We start from the raw sequence: 21,907 nt of genomic DNA on the forward strand, positions 1-21,907 counted from the left end.
CTGACCGCCCTTCAGCGAGCGGTCAGCCCCTCCTGGCCCAGGCTTACTGGCTGCCCCAGACGTAGTAGGCAACACCCTCGAACAGGAACTGCGGATAGGTCGCCACCACAAAATCACGCTCGACCGGATTGGTGGTGTAGAAGTGCGCGCCCGTGAGGGTATTGTAGAAACGGTACATGGGTACCGAGCCCTCGCCAGCTGCCTGGCGGGCATACCAGGCAGTCCCTTCCACATTGAACTGCGGATAGGTCGCAATCACAAAGGCCCGTTCTTCGGGATTGATGGTGAAGAAGTGCGAGCCGGTCGTGGTGTTGTAGAAACGGTAGACCGCCTGGGGCGCTGCAGCGGTCTGCGTGGATGCATAAAAACCGATGTTCTCGTACTGGTACACGGGATTGCCTTGAATCACCGCATCGCGCTCCTGCGCACTGGCGGTGAAAAAATGCGTGCCGTTCTGGGTGTTGTAGAAGCGGTAGACCGGCATGCGGCCCGCGACCGGGGTTTGCGTGCCGCCCGCATCCACCAGCCACTTGCGCAAGGCCGGCATCACACTGTTCAAGCTGGGGTAGAAGCTGTAGGCACCGGCCCCATTGGCGCGGCAGCTGGCCTCGGAAGCACCCGTCAACACCCCGGTGACAGCGCCGTTATGGAACAGCGGTGAGCCACTGCTGCCCTGCTGGGTCAGGCCCATGCTCCAGCGCACATAGTAGTAATTGCCGGTGCTGGGGGCAAAGCTGCAAAACACGTTCTTGCTGTCCAAGCTGCAATCGTAGCGGGAGGACATGGCACCAAAGCTGATCTTCTGCAAGCCACCGCTGGGGTGATGCACGCCCACTACCACGCTGTTGTCCGGCACGATGCTGCTGTCCCAGCCCAGGAACACGGCGCCAGCAGGCGGCGCATCGTTGAGTTTGAGCAAGGTCACATCGGGGTTGGCGCTGGTGTAGAGCAGCTGCGCACCATTGCGCAGGTTCACGCTGCTAGGCGAGAGGCTGTTGCTGGCGCAGCGGGTGGAGGTGTAGAACCAGTCGGTCTCCAGCGCCGAGGCCAGGGTCTGGGTCGACATGCAGTGTGCGGCCGTCAGGAAGTACGGCGTTTTGGAGCCCTGGGCATCGTTGAGCAGGCTGCCGGTGCACAGGCCGTAGTAGTAGCTGCCGTCCGCAAAGCGCTGGGTGACATAGGCCATGCGGGCCACGCCCTTGCGCTCAGTGGTGGCCTGGCTGTAGCAATTCACATCCAGGTGGCATTCGACCGGATTGCCGACGGGCATGGCCTTGCTGTCGGCTTGTTCTTCGCCCGCTTCCAAGCGGTCCAAAGGCAGCGACAGGTTTTGGTAGATGTGCATCAGCTGCGGCAGCGAGACCTTGAGCTGCTCGGGCGCCGTGCCCGGGGGCAGTTCGATCTCCAAAGTCACCTGCTCGCCCGAGCTGCTGGGCGCCCACCAAGTGCGTCCCGCTTCGCTGTCATCGCCCGCATCGCGGTTGGCCTGCAATATCTGCATGACGCGCTGGCCAGCAATCTCGAACACCGCCGCAGGCTGGTGCTCGGTATAAAGCCGCAGCATGGCGCTACCGGGTAGTTGCTCCACCAGCAAACCCAGGCGCAGGGCCTCGGCGCCGCCGGAGCGCAGGCTCAAGGCTGCCACTGCGCCGCCCTTGGCCGATGTCTGCCATTGCAGCAGCTGCGCCGTTTGCGCGCTGGACCGGGCTTGCTGCACGGCGCGCGATGCGCCAATGATCTGCACCGGCATCTCGGGGGCCGACTTGAGGCCTGTCCACTCGCCCAGGTCGATCGCCACGGGCCGGACGGCCAAGCCGGCTTCCATGCTCTTGGTACGCACAAATTCCAAGGGCACACCGGCTGGCTGCTCCAGCGCAGGCACCTTGAACACCGGCTCGGCTGCTACCGCCCCCGCCAGGGAGCCCCAAGCGACCAGCCCGGCCACCCCCATTTTTGCCATCCATCCCATGCCTACTACCCCTTCCGTGCCATCCATACAAAACGAAACATTCTAAGATTAATTTTATAAATCGATGGCGGAAGTTCTGTGTCAATCCTTATGGGCAGCAGATCTGTGGGGACGGCGCATCAATGCCCGGCCGACTTGGAAAACAGGTTGATCACCAGCACACCGGCAATGATCAAGCCCATGCCCGCCATGGCCCCGGCATCGAGCTTTTGCCCATGCAAGGCCCAGGCGATCAGCGAGATCAGCACAATGCCCACGCCCGACCAGATGGCATAGGCAATGCCGGTGGGCACGGTTTTCAAGGTTTGCGCCAGCAGGTAGAACGACAGCACATAGCCGACGCCACAAATCAGACTGGGCACCAGCCGGGTAAAGCCTTCGGAGGACTTCATCGCCGTGGTGGCCATCACTTCCAGCGCAATGGCGCCGCCCAGGTAGACATAAGCATTCATCACAATTCCCGTTGGTTTGGCATCCATGGTTGAAAAGTACCGGGGTGCGCGCCGGCAAAACACGAAGGCCAGCGCAACACCCACGGCAAACGGCAAAGGCCCCGGCTTTCCACCAGGGCCTCGTCAAGCCAGCAGGCTTGCCATCGCCTGGCTGCAGCGGTGCCGGCCTGCGCCGGGCGCATGTCAACCGGTGTTGCGCAGTGCCGCCGCAATGCCGTTGATGGAGATATGGATACCGGTTTTTACCCGCTCATTGTCCTCGCCATTGCGCCAGCGCCGGATCAGCTCGACCTGCAGATGGTGCAAAGGATCGATGTAGGGGAAGCGGTGGCGGATCGAACGCTCCAGCGCCGGGTTGTTGGCCAGGCGATTGGCCTCGCCGGTGATCAGGGCCAGTGCCTCGGCGGTGCTCTTCCACTCCACCTCGATGGACTGGAACACGCGCTTGCGCAAACGGGTGTCTGCCACCAGCTCGCTGTAGCGCAGCGCCAGCGCCATATCGCTCTTGGCCAGCACCATGTCCATGTTGGACAGGAGGGTGCGGAAAAACGGCCACTGGCGGTACATCTTCTGCAGCAAGGCCCATTGCTGCTTGGCGGTCTTGCCCTCCTGGTTCACAAAGGCCTGCACGGCCGAGCCAAAGCCGTACCAGCCCGGCAAGGTCAGGCGGCACTGGCCCCAGCTAAAGCCCCAAGGAATGGCGCGCAAATCCTCGATGCGCTGGCTGGCCTTGCGCGATGCGGGACGCGAGCCGATGTTCAGCTCAGCAATCTCGCGGATCGGGGTGGAGCTGAAAAAGTAGCTCTCAAAGCCCTTGGTGCCATAGACCAGATCGCGGTAGGCCGACATGCTGGCCGCAGACAAGTCAGCGGCCGCCTCCAAAAACGCCTGGCTGGCGGGCTTGGTGGGCTGCAGCAAGGTGGCTTCCAAGGTGGCAGCCACCAGGGTTTCCAGGTTGCGCCGGCCAATCTCGGGGTTGGCGTACTTGGAGGCAATGACTTCGCCCTGCTCGGTGAGGCGAATCTGGCCACGCACGGTGCCTGGCGGCTGGGCCAGAATCGCCTGGTAGCTGGGGCCGCCCCCGCGCCCCACCGTGCCGCCCCGGCCATGGAACAGGCGCAGCTGCACCGGATTGGGCTGGCTCAGCTCGTCAAACAAGGCTACCAGCGCCAGCTCGGCCTGGTACAGCTCCCAGTTGCTGGTGAAGATGCCGCCATCCTTGTTGCTGTCGCTGTAGCCCAGCATGATGTCCTGCTCGGCACCGCTGCGCTGGATCAGCGCGGCAATATGGGGCAGCGCATAGTACTCGCGCATGATGCTGGCCGCATGGCGCAGGTCGTCAATGGTCTCGAACAAGGGGCTGACGATCAAGGTAGCGCGCGACTGGCCATCGTTGATCCGGCCATTGAGCAGCCCCACCTCTTTTTGCAGCAGCAGCACTTCGAGCAGGTCGCTCACCGATTCGGTGTGGCTGATGATGTAGTGGCGGATGGCTTCGTGGCCATAGAGCTGCACCGACAGGCGCGCGCGCTCAAAGATCGCCATCTCGCTTTGGCAGCGCTCGCTGTAGGCGGCGCCCACCACCCGCAGCGGGCGGGCATCGCTCAGCAGCAGCAGCAGCAGCTCGCGCTTGGCCGCTTCGTTCAGCTGGCTGTAGTCGGCCTGCAGCCCAGCCGTGGCCAGCAGCTCGGCAACCACCGCCTCGTGCTGGTCTGAGCTTTGGCGCAGATCGACGGTGGCCAGATGGAAACCAAACACCTGCACCGCACGGATCAGCGGTGACAGGCGCTGCTCGACCAGCGCGCGGCCATGGTTGTCGCGCAGCGAGTCCTCGATGACGCGCAGATCGGCCAGGAACTCTTCGCTGGTGGCATAGGGGTTTTGCGGTGCCACGGCGTGGCGGGCCGCTTCACCGCCACTGAGGTTTTTCAAGGTGGCGGCCAGGCGCGCATACACGCCGATCAGCGCGCGGCGGTAGGGCTCGTCCTCGCGGTGCTGGCTGGTATCGGGCGAGCGCGCTGCCAGCGCCTGCAAGGCGGCGGTATTGCCCGCCAGGCGCTGGGACATCGACAGCTCGCCGCCCAGGTAGTGCACCTCGGTCAGGTAGTGGCGCAGCACCAGGTCGGACTGGCGGCGCAGGGCTTCCTGCAGGCTCTTGGCGGTGACATTGGGGTTGCCATCGCGGTCGCCCCCAATCCACTGGCCCATGCGCAAAAAGGTGGCCAGGTCGCGCTCGCCCAGCTCACGCTCCAGCGCGGCGTAGAGCTTGGGGATCTCGGTGAGGAAGGTGGCCTGGTAGTAGCTCAGCGCGTTGTCAATCTCGTCCTCGACGGTGAGCTTGGAGTAGCGCAGCAAACGCGTCTGCCACAGCTGGGTGACCTGGGCGCTCAGCTGCAGCTCGTTGTCGGCCAGCTGGCGCGGGGTCAGGGTGTCCTTGCTGCTGTTGAAGAGCTGGGCGCGCTGGGCGATGTCATCACGCGCCACCAGCAAGGCGGCAATCGCGCGCTCGGCATCCAGAATGCTCTTGCGCTGCACCTCGGTGGGGTGGGCGGTGAGCACCGGCGAGATCAGGCTGTGCGCCAGGGTCTGGGCCACCGCCTTGACGGGAATGCCCGCCCAGCGCAGGCGTGCCAACGCCACCTCAATGCTGCCCTCTTGCGTGTTGCCGGCGCGCTCGTGGATCTCGCGGCGGCGGATATGGTGGCGGTCTTCGGCCAGGTTGGCCAGGTGCGAGAAATAGGTGAAGGCGCGGATCACGCTGACCGTCTGGTCGCCCGACAAGCCCTTGAGCAAGGATTTGAGCGATTTCTCCGCATCCTGGTCGTCATTGCGGCGGTAGGCCACCGACAGCTGGCGCACCTGCTCAATCAGATCGAACGCGGCCTGGCCTTCCTGCTCGCGAATGACATCGCCCAGAATCCGGCCCAAAAGCCGGATGTCGTCCATCAAGGGCTGGTCCTTGTCCGCGCGGCGGGCAAGGGCCTGGGTGGCGGCGGGGCCGCTCGCCTTGGTTTTGCGCGCCGGGGGTTTGGTGACTGCGGAAGTGTCTTTTTTGCTGGCAGTGGTCATGGGCGAAGGGCAAAGTAGCAAAGGGGCTGAACGATTGATGCCGCTCAATGTCGCACTGCGCCAACAGCGGCGCTGCACATGCTAGCATCAGCCGCCTGTTGTGAACCGCTTGTTGACCACGTAAGGTGTCTGGCCGTCTGAAGGGCCGGGTCTGGCGTGGCCCCTTATTCCATGAGCTCCTTGTCCCTGACCATCGCCACGCGCGAAAGCCAGCTTGCCCTGTGGCAGGCTGAACATGTGCAACATATCCTGCAGCGCCTGGGCCACCAGGTCCAGCTGCTGGGCATGACCACCTTGGGCGACCAGATCCTGGACCGCACCCTGTCCAAAGTGGGCGGCAAGGGCCTGTTTGTCAAAGAGCTGGAGACCGCGCTGGAGACGGGCCGCGCCGACCTGGCCGTGCATTCGCTCAAGGATGTGCCCATGGAGCTGCCCCCGGGTTTTGCGCTGGCAGCCGTGCTCGAACGCGAGGACCCGCGTGATGCCTGGGTCTCCAACCACTACGCCAGCCTGCAGGATCTGCCCCAAGGCGCCGTGGTCGGCACCTCCAGCCTGCGCCGCCAGGTGCTGCTGCGCGCGCTGCGGCCTGATCTGGATATCCAGCCGCTGCGCGGCAATGTCAACACCCGGCTGCGCAAGCTTGACGAAGGCCAGTACGACGGCATTGTGCTGGCCGCCGCCGGCCTCAAGCGCCTGGCGCTGGAGGCGCGCATCCGCCATGCCTTCGAGACCGACACCATGCTGCCCGCTGCCGGCCAAGGCGCGCTGGGCATTGAAGTGCGCAGCGACCGCCAAGACCTGCTGGACCTGTTTGCCAACCTGGCCCATGGCCGCACCTGGCAGACCGTGACGGCCGAGCGCGCCGTCAGCCGCTGCATGGGTGGCAGCTGCTCGATGCCGCTGGCGGCACACGGCGAATGGCAAGATGGCGGGCTGTGGCTGCGTGCCGCCTGGGGCGATGAGGCCAACCCGGCTGCGCCGCTGGTTTGTGCCCAAGCACGCGCCCCCGTCACCGACCTCGCCAGCGCCGATGCGCTGGGCCAGCACGTGGCCTTGCTGCTGCAGCAAGCCGGTGCGCAGGTGCGCCGCTGAGGCAGCCACCCGCCATGGGCCACCACAGCCGCACCCTCATCATCACCCGCCCACAGCCCGAAGCGGCGGACTGGGTGGCCCAACTGGGCGCACGGGGGCTGGCGGCACAGGCCCTGCCCTTGATCGAGATTGCAGCCGCTGAGACCCCTGCCCACCAAGCGGCCAGCGCGCAGGCCCGCCAGCACTGGCAGCACTATGGCGCGCTGATGCTGGTGAGCGCCAATGCCGCACGGTTTTTTCTGACCCCCCCGCTGGTGCAGGCCCTGGGCCAGCAGCCGCGCAGCGCCCCCCACACCCGGCTTTGGTGCCCGGGCCCGGGCACGGCGCAGGCGGCACGGGCGCTGGGCGTACCCGCCGATCTGATCGACCAACCCGCCGCCGATGCCCCGCAGTTCGACTCCGAATCGCTGTGGACCGAGGTGGCGAGCCAGGCACCGGCCATGGCCGGCCTGGGCAAGCGCGTGCTGGTGGTGCGCGGCGCCAGCGCCAACACCCCCGTCGACCAGCTGCTCCAAGGCTCAGGCCGCGAATGGCTGGCCCAGCAGCTGCAGGCGGCCGGCGTCGCCGTGGATTTTGTCGGCGTCTACGAGCGCCGCGCGCCCGCTTGGACGGCTGCGCAACTCGCCCAGGCGGCGCAGGCGCTAGCCGACGGCAGCATCTGGCTGTTCAGCAGCTCGGAGGCAGTGATGCATTTACGCAACAAATTCAGCGCCACCGAGCTGGGCCAGGCCCATGCCCTCTGCACCCATGCGCGCATTGCCCAAGCGGCCCGGGCTGCGGGCTTTGTCTACGTCAAACAATGTCGGCCAGCCCTGGCAGACGTTGTAGCGTCGTTAGAATCGGGCCTATGACGCTGCCAGAGCACGCACCGAACCCCACGCCAGTCCACCCGGCATCCGCCGCCAGCCCGATCCACCCGGCTGGCAGCCGCATGCCGCAAGCCTGGGTCTGGACGTCGGTCGCACTGGGCATCGCGGCCACCATCGCGGTGGTCAGCGCCGTCATGCTTTGGCAACGGCTCAACAACATCCAGCAGCAACTGGCACTGCAAAGTGCCGACTCTCGTGGCCAGGCGGTAGAAGCCCGCACCCTGGCCCGCCAGGCCGAGGATGTCTCGCGCGATACCGCATCGCGCATGTCCGTCATGGAGGCGCGCGTGGGCGAAGTGGCCCTGCAGCGTGGCCAGCTCGAAGAGCTGGTGCACAGCCTCTCGCGCAACCGCGACGACACCATGGTGGGCGACATCGAAAGCGCCATCCGCTTTGCCATGCAGCAAAGCCAGCTCAGCGGCAGCCCCGACCCACTGGTCAGCGCCCTCAAGATCGCACAGCAGCGCGTGACCGTCTCCGCCCAGCCGCGCCTGGCACCGCTGCAGCGCGCCATCGCCCGTGATCTGGACCGGATCGCTGCGAGCAAATCACTCGACACCGCCGGGCTGCTGGCCCGCATGGATGATTTGATGCGCCAGGTCGATGATCTGCCGCTGCAAAACGATGTGCTCGATAAAAACGCACGCCGCAGCACGCCCGCCCGCAGCCGAGGCGACCAGCCTGCGGCCGCAGCAGCAACGGCCAATGCCAATGCCGCAGCGGACGACAGTGCGGCCCCGAGTTGGTGGCTCTCCGCGCTGTCCACCGCCTGGAGCGTGGTGCATGAAGAGGCCCGCAGCCTGGTGCGCGTGCGCCGCATTGATTACCCCGACGCCGCCCTGCTTTCGCCCACCCAGGCCTTTTTTGTGCGCGAGAACCTCAAGCTGCGCATCATGAATGCCCGCATGTCCTTGCTGGGGCGGCAAATGACCGCCTCGCGCAACGACTTGGCATCCGCCGCCGATACGGTGCACAAGTACTTCGATACCACCTCGCGCCGAGGCCAGCAGGCCGCCCAGCAGCTGATCGGGCTGCAGCAGGCCATGCAGGATGTGGAAGTGCCGCGCGCCAACGACACCCTGGCCGCCTTGGTCACTGCAGCGGCAGGGCGCTAAGCGATGAGAGCCGCACTTTGGCTGATTGGCCTGTTTGCCGTGGCGGTGGCCGCTGCACTGTTTGCCGGCAGCAACCAGGGCAGCGTCACCCTGCACTGGCCGCCCTACCGCATCGATTTCTCGCTGAACATGGTCGTCGTGCTGCTGCTGCTGGCCTTTGTGCTCATCTATGGGGCCTTGCGCGGTGTCAGCGCCATGTTTGAGCTGCCCCGCCAGGCCAAGCGCTGGCGTGTGCAGCAAAAAGAACGCGCCATGCACGGCGCAGCGCTGGACGCCGTGACCCAGCTGCAAGCGGGCCGCTTTGTGCGCGCCCGCAAGGCTGCGCTGTCAGCACTGGCGCAAGAGCAGGCCTTGCAGGACAGTGGCGCCGCCATTCCCCATGGCCTGCAATTGCGCGTGCTGGGCCATGTGCTGGCGGCCGAAAGCTCGCACGCGCTGCAGGACCAGACCCAGCGCGACCAGCACTGGGAATCGGCCATGCAGGAAGCGGCCAGCGCCCCGGCCAGAAACATGCCCGAGCTGGCAGAAGGCACCCAGTTGCGCGCCGCCCAGTGGGCGCTGGACGACCACAACGCCCACAGCGCCATCGAGCAGCTCGCCGGCCTGCCCCAAGGCGCAGCGCGCCGCACCTTGGCGCTGCGCCTCAAGCTCAAGGCTGCGCGCCAGCTGCGCCAGGCTTTGACCGCGCTGGATACGGCCCGCCTGCTGGCCAAGCACCGGGCCTTTTCGGCCGCTGCGGCGCAGAGCATCATCAAGGGCCTGGCGATGGAGTTGATCAACGATGCCCATGACCCCGAGCAGCTGACGCAGGCCTGGCGCAACCTCGATAGCACCGAGCGCCAACTGCCTGAAGTCGGCATCCATGCGGCCCGCCGCCTGCAGCAGCTGGGCGGCAGCCCGCAGCAGATGCGCGAATGGCTGCTGCCCGCCTGGGAGCGCTACACCAATAGCAACAACGGACTGCCCAGCTTGCAGGCCGAGCGCCTGGTGCGCGTGCTCGAAGACAGCCTGGGCGAGCTCGATGCCAGCTGGCTGGCCCGCATCGAGGTGGCCCAGCAGCGGCGCCCGCACGACGCCTACCTGCAGTACCTGGCCGGCTGCGCCTGCCTGCAGCGCCAGCTGTGGGGCAAGGCCCAGCAGTGGCTGCAGCAGGCCGCACCCGCGCTGCAAGAGGAGGCCCTGCGCCGCCGCGCCTGGCAACACCTGGCCCGGCAGGCGGAGTTCCGGGGCGACAGTGCGGCAGCCGCGCTGGCCTGGAAGCAGGCCGCCTTGGCTGGCGATCTGCGCTGAGCCCTGCTCCGTGCGCGCAGCGCCTGCAGCCACGCGGCGCCATCCTACAGCGGCTGGGCATTTGCTTATGTGCATTGGTTCTGGAACTTGGCATGCCGCCGTCGATCAATTCAATTAATTTGAATTTCGCCATCAATTGCGCTGAACTTATGGCGCGCCACCTGCTCCTACACTCGCTTCAAACCTCACCGCTGCATCCATGGCTGCAGCGTTTTTTATGGCTACCACGACCAATAACACCCGCTACACCGGCACCGCCATTGCACTGCACTGGATTCTGGCCCTGGCCCTGATCGGCATCTTTGCCTTTGGCCTGTACATGACCAGCCTGCCTTTCTCGCCCACCAAGCTGAAGTATTTCAACTGGCACAAATGGGCAGGCATGACGATCTTGATTCTGTCGGCCCTGCGCATCTTGTGGCGCTTTACCCACCGCCCCCCGGCTTTGCCTGAGGCCACCGCGCGTGCCATGCCCGCCTGGCAGCATGTGGCCCACCACGGCGTACACCACCTGATGTATGCGCTGTTCTTTGCGGTGCCGCTGATGGGCTGGATCTACAGTTCGGCCGCCGGCTTCCCCATCGTGCTGTTTGGCGTCATTCCCCTGCCCGATCTGGTGAGTCGCAGCCCCGAGCTGGCAGAGACGCTCAAGCCCTGGCATGCTTATCTGGCTTACAGCTTGGCTGCTTTGGTGGTCATGCATGTGGCCGCCTTGCTCAAGCACCAGCTGATTGACCGTGATGGCCTGCTCTCCCGCATGCTGCCCGGCCGCGTTTCCTAATCAATGTGTTCCGTTTTTTTACTGGAGTCTGATCTGATGTCCAAGCTCTCCCCCTCCGCGCTGATCGCCACCGCACTGGCTGCCGTCGCCTTTGCCTCCCCCGTGCTGGCCCAGCAAGCGCTGGTGCCCGCGCAAAGCGCCGTCAACTTCGAAGCCAAGCAAATGGGCGTGCCGATCAAGGGCCACTTCCAGAAGTTTGATGCCAAGATCGCCTTTGACGCAGCCAAGCCCGAGGCCAGCAAGATCCATTTCACGGTCGATACCGGCAGCGCCACGATGGGCGTCAAGGAAACCGATGCCGAGCTGCCCAAGGCCGAGTGGTTCAATGCCGCCAAGTTCCCGCAAGCCACGTTTGACTCCACCGCCGTTAAGGCGCTGGGCGGCGGCAAGTTCCAGGTCGATGGCACCCTGACCATCAAGGGCAATGTCCAAAAGGTCAGCCTGCCCGTTACGCTGACCCAATCGGGCACGACCACTACCGCAGTGGGCACCCTGCCGCTCAAGCGTCTGACCTACGCCATTGGTGATGGCGACTGGAAGGACACCTCGATGGTGGCGGATGAAGTGCAGGTGCAGTTCAAGCTGGCCCTGACCGGTGTCGGCAAGATCTAAGCCCTGTTTGTTTTCCCTGTTCTCAGCTCTTTCAACGCTTTTCCTAGGAGATTCCTGATGCGCACTTCCCTGTTGGCCCTGGCCGCTGCTTCCCTGTTTGCCGGTGCTGTGCACGCGGCGCCAGCCACCTACGCGATCGACCCCACGCACACCTTTGCGACCTTTGAAATCGACCACAACGGCGCCAGCACCAACCGTGCCCGCTTCGACAAAAAAGAAGGCAGCTTGACCCTGGACCGCGCTGGCAAGACCGGCTCGGTGGACATCAGCATCGACATCGCCTCGGTCAACTCCGGCACGCCAGGCTTTGACAAGCACCTGCAAAGCAAGGACATCTTCAACGTGGCCGAGCACCCCAAGGCCCGTTTCCAGTCCACCAAGTTCGTGTTTGATGGCGACAAGCTGGCCTCCGTTGAAGGCAACATGACCTTGCTGGGCAAGACCCAACCGGTCACCTTCAAGGCCAACAAGTTCAGCTGCTACCCCAACAAGATGCTGCAAGACCGCGAAGTCTGCGGTGGCGACTTTGAAACCACGTTTGACCGTACCGCCTTCGGCCTGGACTATGGCGTGAACTGGGGCGCTGCCAAGAATGTGCGCCTGGTGGTGCAGATCGAAGCTGTGAAGCAATAAACCCCCTGCATCGCAAAAACTGCCAGCGGCCGATTGACGGCAGCTGGCAGTTTTTTTATGCCCGCCGCTGGCGCTGGCGGCAAGCCCGGCAGCGGGCACAAGCCCACGCAGGGCGATCACGGCTGCAGGCGGGCTAAAATCAGCCTATTCATCCCAAGCTATCCAACGGCATCTCGATCTGTGGTGCCGTTTTCCATTGATCACACCATGAGCGACACTACCAGCCAACCGATCTCCCAACCAGGTCTCGATAGCCTGTCCAAGTCTTTTGAGCCCTCGGCCATTGAAGCCCAATGGGGCCCCGAATGGGAAAAGCGCGGCTACGGCAATGCCGGCTATCGCGGCACCGGTGCGCCGAATGCGGAATCGGTGGCTGAGCAGCGCAACTTCTCGATCCAGCTGCCGCCACCCAATGTGACCGGCACCTTGCACATGGGCCATGCGTTCAACCAGACGATCATGGATTCGCTCACCCGCTACCACCGCATGAAGGGCTACAACACGGCCTGGATTCCGGGCACGGACCATGCCGGTATCGCTACGCAGATCGTGGTGGAGCGCCAGCTGCAGGCGGCCGGCCAAAGCCGCTATGACCTGGGCCGCGAGAACTTTGTCGCCAAGGTCTGGGAATGGAAGGAGCAGTCGGGCAACACCATCACCACGCAGATGCGCCGCATGGGCGATACGGTGGACTGGAGCCGCGAGTACTTCACCATGGACGATAAGCTCTCCAAGGTGGTGACCGAGACCTTCGTCAAGCTCTACCAGCAAGGCCTGATCTACCGTGGCAAACGCCTGGTGAACTGGGACCCGGTGCTGCAATCGGCCGTGTCTGACCTGGAAGTGGAAAACCAGGAAAAAGACGGCTCGCTGTGGCACATTGCCTACCCGCTGACCAGCGGCGAAGGCCAGCTGGTGGTGGCCACCACCCGCCCCGAGACCATGCTGGGCGACGTGGCCGTGATGGTGCACCCCGAAGACACGCGCTACCAGCACCTGATCGGCCAGACCGTGACCCTGCCACTGGTGGGCCGCCAGATCCCGATCATTGCCGACGACTATGTGGACCGCGAGTTCGGCACGGGCGTGGTCAAGGTCACGCCTGCGCATGACCAGAACGACTACCAAGTGGGCCAGCGCCACAAGCTGCCGATGATCGTGGTGCTGACTCTGGAAGCCAAGATCAACGACGAAGCGCCCGAGAAATACCGTGGCATGGACCGCTTTGTGGCGCGCAAGGCCATCGTGGCCGATCTGGAAGCCCAGGGCCTGCTGATCGAGACCAAGAAGCACAAGCTGATGGTGCCCATCTGCGACCGCACCGGCCAAGTGATCGAGCCCATGCTGACCGACCAGTGGTTCATCGCGATGAGCAAGGTCAGCGACCAGGACCCGACTGGCAAGAGCATTGCGCAAAAGGCCATCGACGCGGTCGCCAGCGGCGATGTGCAGTTTGTGCCCGAGAACTGGGTCAACACCTACAACCAGTGGATGAACAACATCCAGGACTGGTGCATCTCGCGCCAGCTGTGGTGGGGCCACCAGATTCCCGCCTGGTATGACGAAGAAGGCAATATCTACGTGGCCAAGAGCGAGGCCGAAGCCCAGGCGCAAGCGCCCGGCAAGGTACTGCGCCGCGACGCCGATGTGCTGGACACCTGGTACTCCTCGGCGATGGTACCGTTCAGCACCATGGGCTGGCCCGAGCAAGGCGATGCTGCCGACGACGACTTCAACCTCTACCTGCCCTCCTCGGTGCTGGTGACGGGTTACGACATCATCTTCTTCTGGGTCGCCCGGATGATCATGATGAGCACGCACTTCACCGGGCGCGTGCCGTTCAAGCATGTCTACATCCACGGCCTGGTGCGCGATGCGCAAGGCAAGAAGATGTCCAAGTCCGAAGGCAATGTGCTCGACCCCGTTGACCTGATCGATGGCATTGCACTCGAACCCCTGCTGGACAAGCGCAGCGTGGGCCTGCGCAAGCCCGAGACGGCACCCCAGGTGCGCAAGAACACGCAAAAGGAATTCCCCGAAGGCATTCCCGCCTACGGTGCCGATGCGCTGCGCTTTACCTTTGCCGCGCTGGCATCGCTGGGCCGCTCGATCAACTTTGACAGCAAGCGCTGCGAGGGCTACCGAAACTTCTGCAACAAGCTCTGGAACGCTTCGCGCTTTGTGCTGATGAACTGTGAAGGCCATGACTGCGGCCTGCTGGAACACAGCCAGGACCAGTGCGCCAGCGGCGACTACCTGCAGTTCAGCCAGCCCGATCGCTGGATCGTCTCGCAGCTGCAAAAGGTCGAGGCCGAGGTGGCCAAGGGCTTTGCCGAGTTCCGCCTGGACAACGTGGCCAACACGCTCTATGACTTTGTCTGGAACGAGTTCTGTGACTGGTACCTGGAAATCGCCAAGGTGCAGATCCAGACTGGCAACGAAGCCCAGCAGCGCGCCACCCGCCGCACCCTGATCCGCACCCTGGAAACCATTCTGCGCCTGGCCCACCCGATCATTCCGTTTGTGACCGAGGAGCTGTGGCAAAAGGTGGCCCCGGTGGCCGGCCGTGCCGGCGCATCGGTGGCGATTGCCGCCTACCCGCAAGCCCAGCCCGAGAAGATCGATAACGCGGCGGTGGAGTACGTTGCCCGCATCAAGCAGATGGTGGATGCCTGCCGCGCGCTGCGCGGTGAAATGGCCGTCTCGCCCGCCCAGCGCGTGCCCTTGCTGACGGTGGCCGGCTCGGCCGAAGGCGCTGCCTTCCTGCGTGCCAATGCCGATGTGCTCAAGAACCTGGCCAAGCTGAGCGAGGTCAAGGTGTTTGACGACGAAGCCACCTGGGCAGCCGAAGCACAGCATGCGCCGGTATCGGTGGTGGGCGATGCACGCCTGGCGCTGTTTGTGGAAGTGGACGTGGAGGCCGAGAAGCTGCGCCTGGGCAAGGAGATCAAGCGCCTGGAGGGCGAGATCACCAAGGCCAACGCCAAGCTGTCGAATGAAGCCTTCTGCGCCAAGGCGCCCGCTGCGGTGCTGGACCAGGAGAAAAAGCGCATGGCCGATTTCGGCGCCTCGGTGAGCAAGCTGCAAGAGCAGCTCCAGCGCCTGGGCTGATCCCGCCTGGGCCGGGCAGAAATCAGCACATAATGCCCGATGACCCTGCACACAAAGGCGCAGCTTGCTGCGCCTTTGTCACACCCGAGTCCTGGAAACCAAGTATTTATGACTACACCGACCCGTGTCCGCAAAGCCGTATTCCCCGTCGCTGGCCTGGGGACCCGTTTTCTGCCCGCCACCAAGGCATCGCCCAAGGAAATGCTGCCAGTGGTGGACAAACCGCTGATCCAGTACGCCGTGGAAGAGGCCTACGAGGCCGGCATCCGGGACATGATCTTTGTCACCGGCCGCAGCAAGCGCGCGATCGAAGACCACTTCGACACCGCCTATGAACTGGAAAATGAGCTGGAAAATGCCGGCAAGCAAGCCATGCTGGACCTGGTGCGCAGTGTTAGCCCCGACGACATGAACTGCCTGTTTGTGCGCCAGCCGCGCTCCCTGGGCCTGGGCCATGCCGTGCTCTGCGCCGAGCCACTGGTGGGCAATGAGCCCTTTGCGGTGCTGTTGGCCGATGATTTGATGACCGGCGTGCCCGGTGGCCCCGGCGTGATGGCGCAAATGACCGCCGCCTTCTCCAAGCAAGGCCGCTCGCTGCTCGCCGTGCAAGAGGTGCCGCTGGAGCACACCAAGCGCTACGGCATCGTCAAGGGCGAGTCGGCAGGCGGCCCCTTGATGCGCATTGACGAAATTGTGGAGAAGCCCTCCCCCGAGAAAGCGCCCTCCCGCATGGGCGTGGCCGGCCGCTATGTGCTCACCCCCGGCATTTTTGACGAAATTCGCAACCAGCCCAAGGGCGTGGGCGGCGAGATCCAGCTCACCGATGCCATCGAGCGGCTGATGCACAGCGAGACGGTCTACGCCTACCAGTACAGCGGCAAGCGCTATGACTGCGGCAGCAAGGAAGGTTTTTTGCAGGCCACCGTGGAGCTGGCCCTGCAGCACCCCGATGTGGGCGATGACTTCCGGGCCTTTTTGAAGAACCTGCAGTTCTGATCGCCTGCGCGGTTTAAACCACTGCACCCCAAAAAACCAAGGCCTGCAATACGCAGGCCTTGGTTTTTACAGCGCCACTCAGCGCAGGCGCAAGTTATAGCGGCCTCAGCGGCGGCGCAGGATGTGGATGAACTCCTCACCCAGCGTCTGCTGCTCTACCAGCTCATTGCCGGTTTGTTTGGCAAAGGCCTGAAAATCCCGGATCGAGCCGGTATCCGTTGCCACCACCTTGAGCAGTTGCCCGCTCTGCATGGTAGCCAAGGCCTTCTTGGCTTTCAAAATCGGCAGCGGGCAATTGAGCCCCCGGGTATCCACTTCCTGGTCAATATCCATGGTGTTCATTCGTTATTGATGCCCGGCCCTGCTTAGCCCAGGCGGGGCGCCACCACAAAGCGGGCATCCTCTTCCCAGTAATTCACCGGCCACTTGGCCGGATCGGGATCGGGGTTCTGGTTGTTGGGGCGGAAGGCGCCAAACCGCACCGGCTCGCCCTTGCTTTTGACCCATTCGGCCATCGCATACCCCGTGCCCGATGGCCAGCACAGCACATCCTGCGCGGTCTTCCACTGGTACTCCACCAGCTCGGGCGACAGGCGCACGTCCTCGGGCTGGCCCGCTACGCGCACATGGTAGGCAATCAGCACCTGGTTCATGCGCAAAAACTCCCAGCAGCCAATCAGGCGCAGGGCCTTGGTCTGCAGGCCGGTTTCTTCCAGCACTTCACGGGCAATGCCAGCCTCGGGCGATTCACCCGCTTCCATAAAGCCGGTGATCAGGCCAAACATGCCCGGTTGCCACAGCGCATTGCGCGCCAGCAGCACCTGGCCCTGGTCGTTCTCAACTACGGCGGCCAGCACGGGCGTGGGATTGCCCCAGTGCGTCCAGCCGCATTCGGGGCAGCGCAGCCGGCTGACATCGCCGCTGTCCTCGGCCACCACCATCCATTGCAGCGCCGTGGCGCAGTTCAGGCAAAATTTTGTTTCGTATTGCATAGGGCTTTCATGCCGGCAGCCGAGCGCCAGTGGCTCGGCGCTGCGCGTTCAGGCGGGAAACACGCCGGTGGACAGATAGCGGTCCCCCCGGTCGCAGACGACAAACACAATGGTAGCGTTGCGTTCGCGGCGCGCAATTTCCTGGGCGACATGGCAGGCGCCCGCCGCGGAGATACCGGCAAAAATGCCTTCCTCACGGGCCAGCCTGCGGGCCATGTCCTCGGCATCGTTCTGGGTCACATACACCATCTCGTCGACGGCGCTTGGGTCATAAATCTTGGGCAGGTATTCTTCCGGCCACTTGCGGATGCCGGGGATGCGCGAGCCCTCAGTGGGTTGGGCGCCGATGATGCGCACGGCCGGGTTCTTTTCCTTGAGATAACGCGAGACGCCGGTGATCGTGCCGGTCGTGCCCATGGCACTGACAAAGTGGGTAATCTTGCCGCCCGTCTGCTCCCACAGTTCAGGGCCGGTGGTCTCGTAGTGGGCGCGCGGGTTGTCCGGGTTGGCAAACTGGTCCAGCACAATGCCCTTGCCTTCGGCCACCATCTTGTCGGCCAGGTCGCGGGCATATTCCATGCCGCCGCTCTTGGGCGTCAAGATTAGCTGTGCGCCATAGGCCTTCATGGTCTGCGCACGCTCGATAGACAGGTCCTCCGGCATGATCAGCACCATGCGGTAGCCTTTGATGGCAGCGGCCATCGCCAGCGCAATACCGGTGTTGCCCGAAGTCGCCTCAATCAAGGTGTCACCGGGCTTGATCTCGCCACGCTCTTGCGCCCGCTGGATCATCGACACTGCCGGCCGATCCTTGACCGAGCCGGCCGGGTTGTTGCCTTCGAGCTTGCCCAGCACCACATTGCCATGCGCGTCGTTGTAGTCCGCACCAATGCGTTGCAGGGCCACCAACGGGGTCTTGCCGATGGCATCTTCAATCGTTGGGTATTTTTTGGGGCTCATTATTTGTGCCATAATTGCGAGCTGCGATACAGACACAGCCCGGGTGGTGAAATTGGTAGACGCAGGGGACTCAAAATCCCCCGCCGCAAGGCGTGCCGGTTCGATTCCGGCCCCGGGCACCACACTCAAAGCCGTTAAGTTTAAACAACTTAGCGGCTTTTTCTTTGTCTGTGTGCGATCCCAATAAACCGTGGCGTTCCATAAAAACGAACTCGCGTTTCATAAAAAACATAGCAGCCGACATTCTAACCATGGGCCAAGCCCCTTGTTACGTTGGTGTTGGGCGGTCCGCCGCAGCCACGGTGCCCTCCTTCCAACGCAGCCTGCCTCCCGCCCCCCGGCCAGCGTATTTATCCATCTCGTGGCCCCAGCAACGCAAAAAAGAGCCTCCCCGGCACCAGATGGCGCCAGGGAGGCTCTTTGCATAAAAGATCAAGGGGCGGCGCAGGCTTTGTCGCCTTCATCACCACCAAGCCGGCGCTCGGTATTGACCTGGCTGCACAGCGCAGCTACTTCCGCGTCTCGCCGCCTAAGATCGCCTCCGAGTTCTGCGACCACGCCGAGGCCTTCTGCAAGCTGGCGGTCGAGGGCTGCGGCTTGATCTGCAAGATCGCTGCGGGCAGCGGCGTCGGCCTGGGCTTGCGCGCGATAAGTGGCGGCTCTGCGGTCGGCGCTGCGCTGCAGCCGCTCAGCACGGGCAAGCTCAGCACGCACATCCACATCAATGCCAGTCTTAAAGGCTGCCAGCTTGTCAGCGTTGTAGATCGTATCTTGGGCATGTTTGCTCTCCAATTGGGCGGTTTGGGCTTCGTCTTTGCGGGCACCCTCAGCCCGTGCGGCCAGATCTCGCGCCTGGTCTGCGCGCAGCTCTGCAAGGCGGATATTTGTTTGCCAGCCTTTGACCGCCCATCCAGCCGAGAAAGCCAGCGCGGCAATGGTGGCCACCAGGATCAGCTTGATCTGCATGGTCATAAGCCCGCCTCGCAGATCTCGCCGTTGGCATCGCCCCGGCTCTGCAGGCCAGGCAGCACCGCCGACACACCGTTGACCGTGCCCCGGTTCCAGCGCAGGTTTTCTCGGCAGGCACCCACCACATCCCCCGCATTGGCCTTGCGCAGCAGGGTCGATCCCGCCAAAGCGGCCTCGCCTTTGTTGTGGATGAAGTCGATAAACACCGCCTGCTGCAGCGCCGTGTACTGCTCCCAAAAACGAAAAAGCCGCTTTGCAGCGGCTTCTGATGCCCGGTAGCTGGACTTTTCAAGCCCATAGCATTCAGCCGATGAGTAATAGCGCTCGGCCACCACTGCAGGCCCGGTGATTCCATTACAAACCGTCAGCGGCGCCCCTTTGCCCAGCTGGTCAAAATAGGGCCTGCCGATGTGGCGATAGCTGCTTTCGTAATAGCTGCCCATGACCATCGCGATCTTGGCGGCATCCGAAGTACCGGTGTCAGCCGCAACTGCCTGGATGTAGTGGCTTTGCTCGGCCATCGCTTGGGCGGCAACCTGGTCGCGCTCAGCCACCATATAGCCGCCACCGCCTGCCACAAGCGCAGCCAAGGCCATCAGCCCCACCCGCAGTGCATTGGGCACGCGGCTCATGGCGCCGTCCTGGGCGTCTCGCTCGGATGCTGGTATTCATCGAGCGTCATGTTGACCGTCTGCTTGTGCGGCGCCATCCACCCCCAGCGCTCGAAAGCCGGGCGCCAGAGCTTTTTCCAGAACCACTCACAAATCAATAATGAGGTGTAGAGCGCCGCCACGATGGAGGCAATAGTGCCCCAGGGAATGGCGTTCACCCAGTGCCAGGTCTGCGCACTGGCGTTGACGGTGGCAGCCTGGGCCAGCTTGTCCGCCACATCGGTCTGCGCTGCCGTGGCCAAGGTGACAGCACTGGTCGCCTTAGCAATCGGCATGCTGATATCTGTGCTTTGCATCAGGCCTCCTAAAAATAAAAAAAACCCGCCGAAGCGGGTCATGGGTGGTACAGCCAGGTCAAACGCACTTTGCCGCGCGGTCAATGGCTGCGATCAAGCGGGCCGCCAGGCGGCCCGTCGCGCCTTGGCTGCGATGGATATGGTCGTCCTGCAGGTCCCCTTCGCCTTGGTACTCCTGATCCCAACCCGCATGGATGACGCACTGTGCATCCGCCACTTCGCGCATTACTTGCTGGAAGGCCAGAAGATTGGCATCTTGCCCAGGGTCATAGTAACCACTGGGAATAGGCACAAGGCCTGTGAATACGGGAACGGCGCCCCCACTGCGAATGACCACCAGCGCATCGAGCAGTTGCTGCCGGTAGGCCTCTGGCGATAGATAACCGTAAGAGTCATTCAGGCCAAGGCCAAGCACTATTACCTGCGCCTGGTGCGGCGCATCCTTGAACGCGGGCTGCGGACCTGCGGGATACATGTCGAGAGGCGCACCAGGAAACGGCTCCTGGTAGCCCTGCATGAAGTCCGCCATCCGCAGACCGCAAGCATTGCGATCTGTCAGCGCCCATTGAGGACGCTGCATGCGCATCTGCATCGCTGGCGTGCTCTCGCAGCCCCAGCCAAATAGAATGCTGTCCCCGTTTAGCTCTACTGATAAGGGACAGCAGCGTACGCAAAATTTGCGCAGGATTTTGCAGAGTAGTTCTTTAAATTTCATGTGTGGTTCCTTCATAGCAGATGAATAGTCAGACACTTCACATTTCCACCATTCCTCACTTTGAAATTAACGCCAACATAGAACTGCTCAATTATTGAGCAATATATTGATGAGCTCTATCGTTTTGAAGCTCTACAAAATCAGCATAAGGTGCTACATTTTCAACCATCACAGCACTCGGAATCAGAAGTTGCCAAAATACCCAAATCTCTTACAAATTAGAAATTAAGTGCAGCCAGCCCCGAATAATCACACCGCACTACAAAGCACCCAAGTAGATAAACAAAAAAAGCCTAAGGCAAACATAATCAGTAAAACTCCACTAATTGCCAAGAAATATCAGTATTCACATTTGCCGAAGAACCACTTCTCATACGAGTCGCTTGAATCTGAGACGCATTTATTAGGTCTATACGTGGCTGATCAGCTGCATTATTTGGACTAGCAGTCCCAGCGCTGCAAGTCCAACCGGTAGTAATAAGCAAGGATTTGCTAGGATTTACCGGTGTTATATTCGCTACAACAGTAGGCGAGTTTGAACTCCAGCTAAATGTAATAGTTCCACGCTGAACACTTTTTACGCCACCCAAAAGCAAAGAATTTAAAGATGCCATGTTTATTACTCCTTAACCCAAAGTCCAAGCGTCTTCCCAGATATATTCCAGGGTTACAAAAGGAAGGCGACCATTGTCAAAAATGACATTCTCCGCCACATTATTAACAGTTACATTGACTCGGGGCCGCATCAAGGTGAATAAAGCATTACCCCAAGTCCCATGCAGGTTGTGAAGCCGGATGCGTGTGCCAATCTCAGGGCGATCAGGCAGCACGCGCGAGTAGGCACTTACCGTGTAAAGCGAATAGCTGGTACTACCTTGGAGCATCTGTCCGTTGTTCCCCACAGCAGAATGCTCCGTCCGCCAAATATCGTGATCACGGAGCGTGACCGTCCCCCGCTTGCCGTTGATTTGGTTAACTACGCTGTCAGTGATCCCATAGCCGGCCAGGGTGGTGGCAGCCTCAGCCAAACCAGCCACAACACCTGTTCGCCCGTTGACGGATGCTACGGGGCCTACCTTGATGGCTTCGAGGGCTTCGCTCACATCATTGACTGCGTGATCCACAGCAATGCGGCTGGCATTGGCATTGCTGGCAGATTGCTCCGCAGCAGCCGCAGCATCCTGTGCCTCTTGTGCTTTGGTCTGTGCCCATTCGGCATTGGTATTAACCTGCCCTAATGTGGTATTGAACGCCACCCGCTGCGGCTCATATGAAGCCGCCAGCGCAAAGGCCTTGGTGCTGAAACTCACACGGT

21 protein-coding genes and 1 tRNA gene are annotated in these 21,907 nt (G+C 62.7%); 10 read left to right on the top strand and 12 right to left on the bottom strand.

The genetic code is table 11. From position 1 onward, the window contains the following. Positions 1-43 precede the first annotated feature (43 nt). The 3 genes from M2375_RS19395 to ppc form a co-directional block, all read right to left on the bottom strand. Positions 44-1,969 (bottom strand): trypsin-like peptidase domain-containing protein, encoded by a 1,926-nt coding sequence (locus tag M2375_RS19395; protein ID WP_259169619.1) that lies wholly within the window; start codon positions 1,967-1,969, stop codon positions 44-46. A gap of 119 nt (positions 1,970-2,088) precedes the next feature. Continuing rightward, positions 2,089-2,505 carry an SMR family transporter gene (locus tag M2375_RS19400; protein ID WP_259169870.1) on the bottom strand — a complete coding sequence of 139 codons (417 nt, stop codon included), beginning with the start codon at positions 2,503-2,505 and terminating at the stop codon, positions 2,089-2,091. A gap of 99 nt (positions 2,506-2,604) precedes the next feature. Continuing rightward, positions 2,605-5,490 carry a phosphoenolpyruvate carboxylase gene (gene ppc, locus M2375_RS19405; protein ID WP_404979352.1) on the bottom strand — a complete coding sequence of 962 codons (2,886 nt, stop codon included), beginning with the start codon at positions 5,488-5,490 and terminating at the stop codon, positions 2,605-2,607. 171 nt (positions 5,491-5,661) lie between these two features. Here ppc and hemC point away from each other — a divergent pair, with 171 nt between their 5' ends. From hemC to galU, 9 genes are all read left to right on the top strand, one after another. Beyond that, positions 5,662-6,582: a hydroxymethylbilane synthase gene (hemC, locus tag M2375_RS19410; RefSeq protein WP_259169623.1), complete on the top strand. Its 921-nt coding sequence runs from the start codon at positions 5,662-5,664 to the stop codon at positions 6,580-6,582. Positions 6,583-6,596: 14 nt separating this feature from the next. After that, entirely contained in the window at positions 6,597-7,433 is an 837-nt protein-coding gene (locus M2375_RS19415) for a uroporphyrinogen-III synthase (RefSeq protein ID WP_259169626.1), read from the top strand. Further along, entirely contained in the window at positions 7,430-8,566 is a 1,137-nt protein-coding gene (locus M2375_RS19420) for a uroporphyrinogen-III C-methyltransferase (protein WP_259169628.1), read from the top strand. The genes M2375_RS19415 and M2375_RS19420 overlap by 4 nt, the downstream gene beginning before the upstream one ends. A 3-nt stretch (positions 8,567-8,569) precedes the next feature. Next, entirely contained in the window at positions 8,570-9,856 is a 1,287-nt protein-coding gene (locus tag M2375_RS19425) for a heme biosynthesis HemY N-terminal domain-containing protein (protein ID WP_259169629.1), read from the top strand. Positions 9,857-10,073: 217 nt separating this feature from the next. Then, complete coding sequence (locus M2375_RS19430; protein WP_259169631.1) at positions 10,074-10,637, top strand: cytochrome b; 564 nt, start codon at positions 10,074-10,076, stop codon at positions 10,635-10,637. Positions 10,638-10,673: 36 nt separating this feature from the next. Next, the gene (locus M2375_RS19435; RefSeq protein WP_259169633.1) at positions 10,674-11,249 is read left to right on the top strand and encodes a YceI family protein; all 576 of its coding nucleotides are present in this window, start codon (positions 10,674-10,676) and stop codon (positions 11,247-11,249) included. A 57-nt stretch (positions 11,250-11,306) separates the two neighbouring features. Next, a complete protein-coding gene (locus M2375_RS19440; RefSeq protein ID WP_259169637.1) occupies positions 11,307-11,882 on the top strand; it encodes a YceI family protein in 576 nt (191 codons plus the stop codon). A gap of 207 nt (positions 11,883-12,089) precedes the next feature. Continuing rightward, complete coding sequence (locus M2375_RS19445; protein WP_259169643.1) at positions 12,090-14,993, top strand: valine--tRNA ligase; 2,904 nt, start codon at positions 12,090-12,092, stop codon at positions 14,991-14,993. Positions 14,994-15,101: 108 nt separating this feature from the next. Next, positions 15,102-15,989, top strand: a complete 888-nt coding sequence (galU, locus tag M2375_RS19450) for a UTP--glucose-1-phosphate uridylyltransferase GalU (RefSeq protein ID WP_259169645.1) — start codon at positions 15,102-15,104, stop codon at positions 15,987-15,989. A gap of 105 nt (positions 15,990-16,094) precedes the next feature. Here galU and M2375_RS19455 read toward each other — a convergent pair whose 3' ends face one another. The 3 genes from M2375_RS19455 to cysM are packed head-to-tail and all read right to left on the bottom strand — an operon-like array spanning position 16,095 to position 17,941. Beyond that, positions 16,095-16,322 (bottom strand): sulfurtransferase TusA family protein, encoded by a 228-nt coding sequence (locus M2375_RS19455; protein WP_259169648.1) that lies wholly within the window; start codon positions 16,320-16,322, stop codon positions 16,095-16,097. A gap of 32 nt (positions 16,323-16,354) precedes the next feature. Continuing rightward, positions 16,355-16,981, bottom strand: coding sequence for an NUDIX domain-containing protein (locus tag M2375_RS19460; RefSeq protein ID WP_259169649.1), 627 nt, complete (start codon positions 16,979-16,981; stop codon positions 16,355-16,357). Positions 16,982-17,029: 48 nt separating this feature from the next. Next, positions 17,030-17,941 carry a cysteine synthase CysM gene (gene cysM / locus M2375_RS19465; RefSeq protein WP_404979353.1) on the bottom strand — a complete coding sequence of 304 codons (912 nt, stop codon included), beginning with the start codon at positions 17,939-17,941 and terminating at the stop codon, positions 17,030-17,032. A gap of 37 nt (positions 17,942-17,978) precedes the next feature. Here cysM and M2375_RS19470 point away from each other — a divergent pair. Then, positions 17,979-18,063, top strand: a tRNA-Leu gene (locus M2375_RS19470). Between the two features lie 310 nt (positions 18,064-18,373). On the opposite strand, the gene M2375_RS19475 is transcribed toward M2375_RS19470, so the two are convergent. The 6 genes from M2375_RS19475 to M2375_RS19500 form a co-directional block, all read right to left on the bottom strand. Next, positions 18,374-18,913 (bottom strand): hypothetical protein, encoded by a 540-nt coding sequence (locus tag M2375_RS19475; protein WP_259169655.1) that lies wholly within the window; start codon positions 18,911-18,913, stop codon positions 18,374-18,376. Continuing rightward, the gene (locus tag M2375_RS19480; RefSeq protein ID WP_259169656.1) at positions 18,910-19,542 is read right to left on the bottom strand and encodes a glycoside hydrolase family protein; all 633 of its coding nucleotides are present in this window, start codon (positions 19,540-19,542) and stop codon (positions 18,910-18,912) included. Before M2375_RS19480 ends, M2375_RS19475 begins: the two co-directional genes overlap by 4 nt. Next, on the bottom strand, positions 19,539-19,877 hold the full coding sequence (locus M2375_RS19485) for a hypothetical protein (protein WP_259169660.1): 339 nt from the start codon (positions 19,875-19,877) through the stop codon (positions 19,539-19,541). Before M2375_RS19485 ends, M2375_RS19480 begins: the two co-directional genes overlap by 4 nt. A gap of 58 nt (positions 19,878-19,935) precedes the next feature. Then, positions 19,936-20,592 (bottom strand): SGNH/GDSL hydrolase family protein, encoded by a 657-nt coding sequence (locus tag M2375_RS19490; RefSeq protein WP_259169663.1) that lies wholly within the window; start codon positions 20,590-20,592, stop codon positions 19,936-19,938. Between the two features lie 308 nt (positions 20,593-20,900). Next, a complete protein-coding gene (locus tag M2375_RS19495) occupies positions 20,901-21,206 on the bottom strand; it encodes a hypothetical protein (RefSeq protein ID WP_259169666.1) in 306 nt (101 codons plus the stop codon). Between the two features lie 12 nt (positions 21,207-21,218). After that, positions 21,219-21,902, bottom strand: a complete 684-nt coding sequence (locus M2375_RS19500) for a hypothetical protein (protein ID WP_259169668.1) — start codon at positions 21,900-21,902, stop codon at positions 21,219-21,221. Positions 21,903-21,907 lie beyond the last annotated feature (5 nt).

This window comes from Comamonas sp. BIGb0152 (assembly GCF_024809975.1).
In the GTDB taxonomy this organism is placed as follows: domain Bacteria; phylum Pseudomonadota; class Gammaproteobacteria; order Burkholderiales; family Burkholderiaceae_C; genus Comamonas.

Excerpts from the sequence above, each read along its gene's own strand:
- M2375_RS19395 (WP_259169619.1), bottom strand. The coding sequence starts at position 1,969 with ATGGGATGGATGGCAAAAATGGGGGTGGCCGGGCTGGTCGCTTGGGGC.
- ppc (WP_404979352.1), bottom strand. The coding sequence starts at position 5,490 with ATGACCACTGCCAGCAAAAAAGACACTTCCGCAGTCACCAAACCCCCG.
- hemC (WP_259169623.1), top strand. The coding sequence starts at position 5,662 with ATGAGCTCCTTGTCCCTGACCATCGCCACGCGCGAAAGCCAGCTTGCC.
- M2375_RS19415 (WP_259169626.1), top strand. The coding sequence starts at position 6,597 with ATGGGCCACCACAGCCGCACCCTCATCATCACCCGCCCACAGCCCGAA.
- M2375_RS19420 (WP_259169628.1), top strand. The coding sequence starts at position 7,430 with ATGACGCTGCCAGAGCACGCACCGAACCCCACGCCAGTCCACCCGGCA.
- M2375_RS19425 (WP_259169629.1), top strand. The coding sequence starts at position 8,570 with ATGAGAGCCGCACTTTGGCTGATTGGCCTGTTTGCCGTGGCGGTGGCC.
- M2375_RS19430 (WP_259169631.1), top strand. The coding sequence starts at position 10,074 with ATGGCTACCACGACCAATAACACCCGCTACACCGGCACCGCCATTGCA.
- M2375_RS19435 (WP_259169633.1), top strand. The coding sequence starts at position 10,674 with ATGTCCAAGCTCTCCCCCTCCGCGCTGATCGCCACCGCACTGGCTGCC.
- M2375_RS19440 (WP_259169637.1), top strand. The coding sequence starts at position 11,307 with ATGCGCACTTCCCTGTTGGCCCTGGCCGCTGCTTCCCTGTTTGCCGGT.
- M2375_RS19445 (WP_259169643.1), top strand. The coding sequence starts at position 12,090 with ATGAGCGACACTACCAGCCAACCGATCTCCCAACCAGGTCTCGATAGC.
- galU (WP_259169645.1), top strand. The coding sequence starts at position 15,102 with ATGACTACACCGACCCGTGTCCGCAAAGCCGTATTCCCCGTCGCTGGC.
- M2375_RS19455 (WP_259169648.1), bottom strand. The coding sequence starts at position 16,322 with ATGGATATTGACCAGGAAGTGGATACCCGGGGGCTCAATTGCCCGCTG.
- M2375_RS19460 (WP_259169649.1), bottom strand. The coding sequence starts at position 16,981 with ATGCAATACGAAACAAAATTTTGCCTGAACTGCGCCACGGCGCTGCAA.
- cysM (WP_404979353.1), bottom strand. The coding sequence starts at position 17,941 with ATGAGCCCCAAAAAATACCCAACGATTGAAGATGCCATCGGCAAGACC.
- M2375_RS19475 (WP_259169655.1), bottom strand. The coding sequence starts at position 18,913 with ATGACCATGCAGATCAAGCTGATCCTGGTGGCCACCATTGCCGCGCTG.
- M2375_RS19480 (WP_259169656.1), bottom strand. The coding sequence starts at position 19,542 with ATGAGCCGCGTGCCCAATGCACTGCGGGTGGGGCTGATGGCCTTGGCT.
- M2375_RS19485 (WP_259169660.1), bottom strand. The coding sequence starts at position 19,877 with ATGCAAAGCACAGATATCAGCATGCCGATTGCTAAGGCGACCAGTGCT.
- M2375_RS19490 (WP_259169663.1), bottom strand. The coding sequence starts at position 20,592 with ATGAAATTTAAAGAACTACTCTGCAAAATCCTGCGCAAATTTTGCGTA.
- M2375_RS19495 (WP_259169666.1), bottom strand. The coding sequence starts at position 21,206 with ATGGCATCTTTAAATTCTTTGCTTTTGGGTGGCGTAAAAAGTGTTCAG.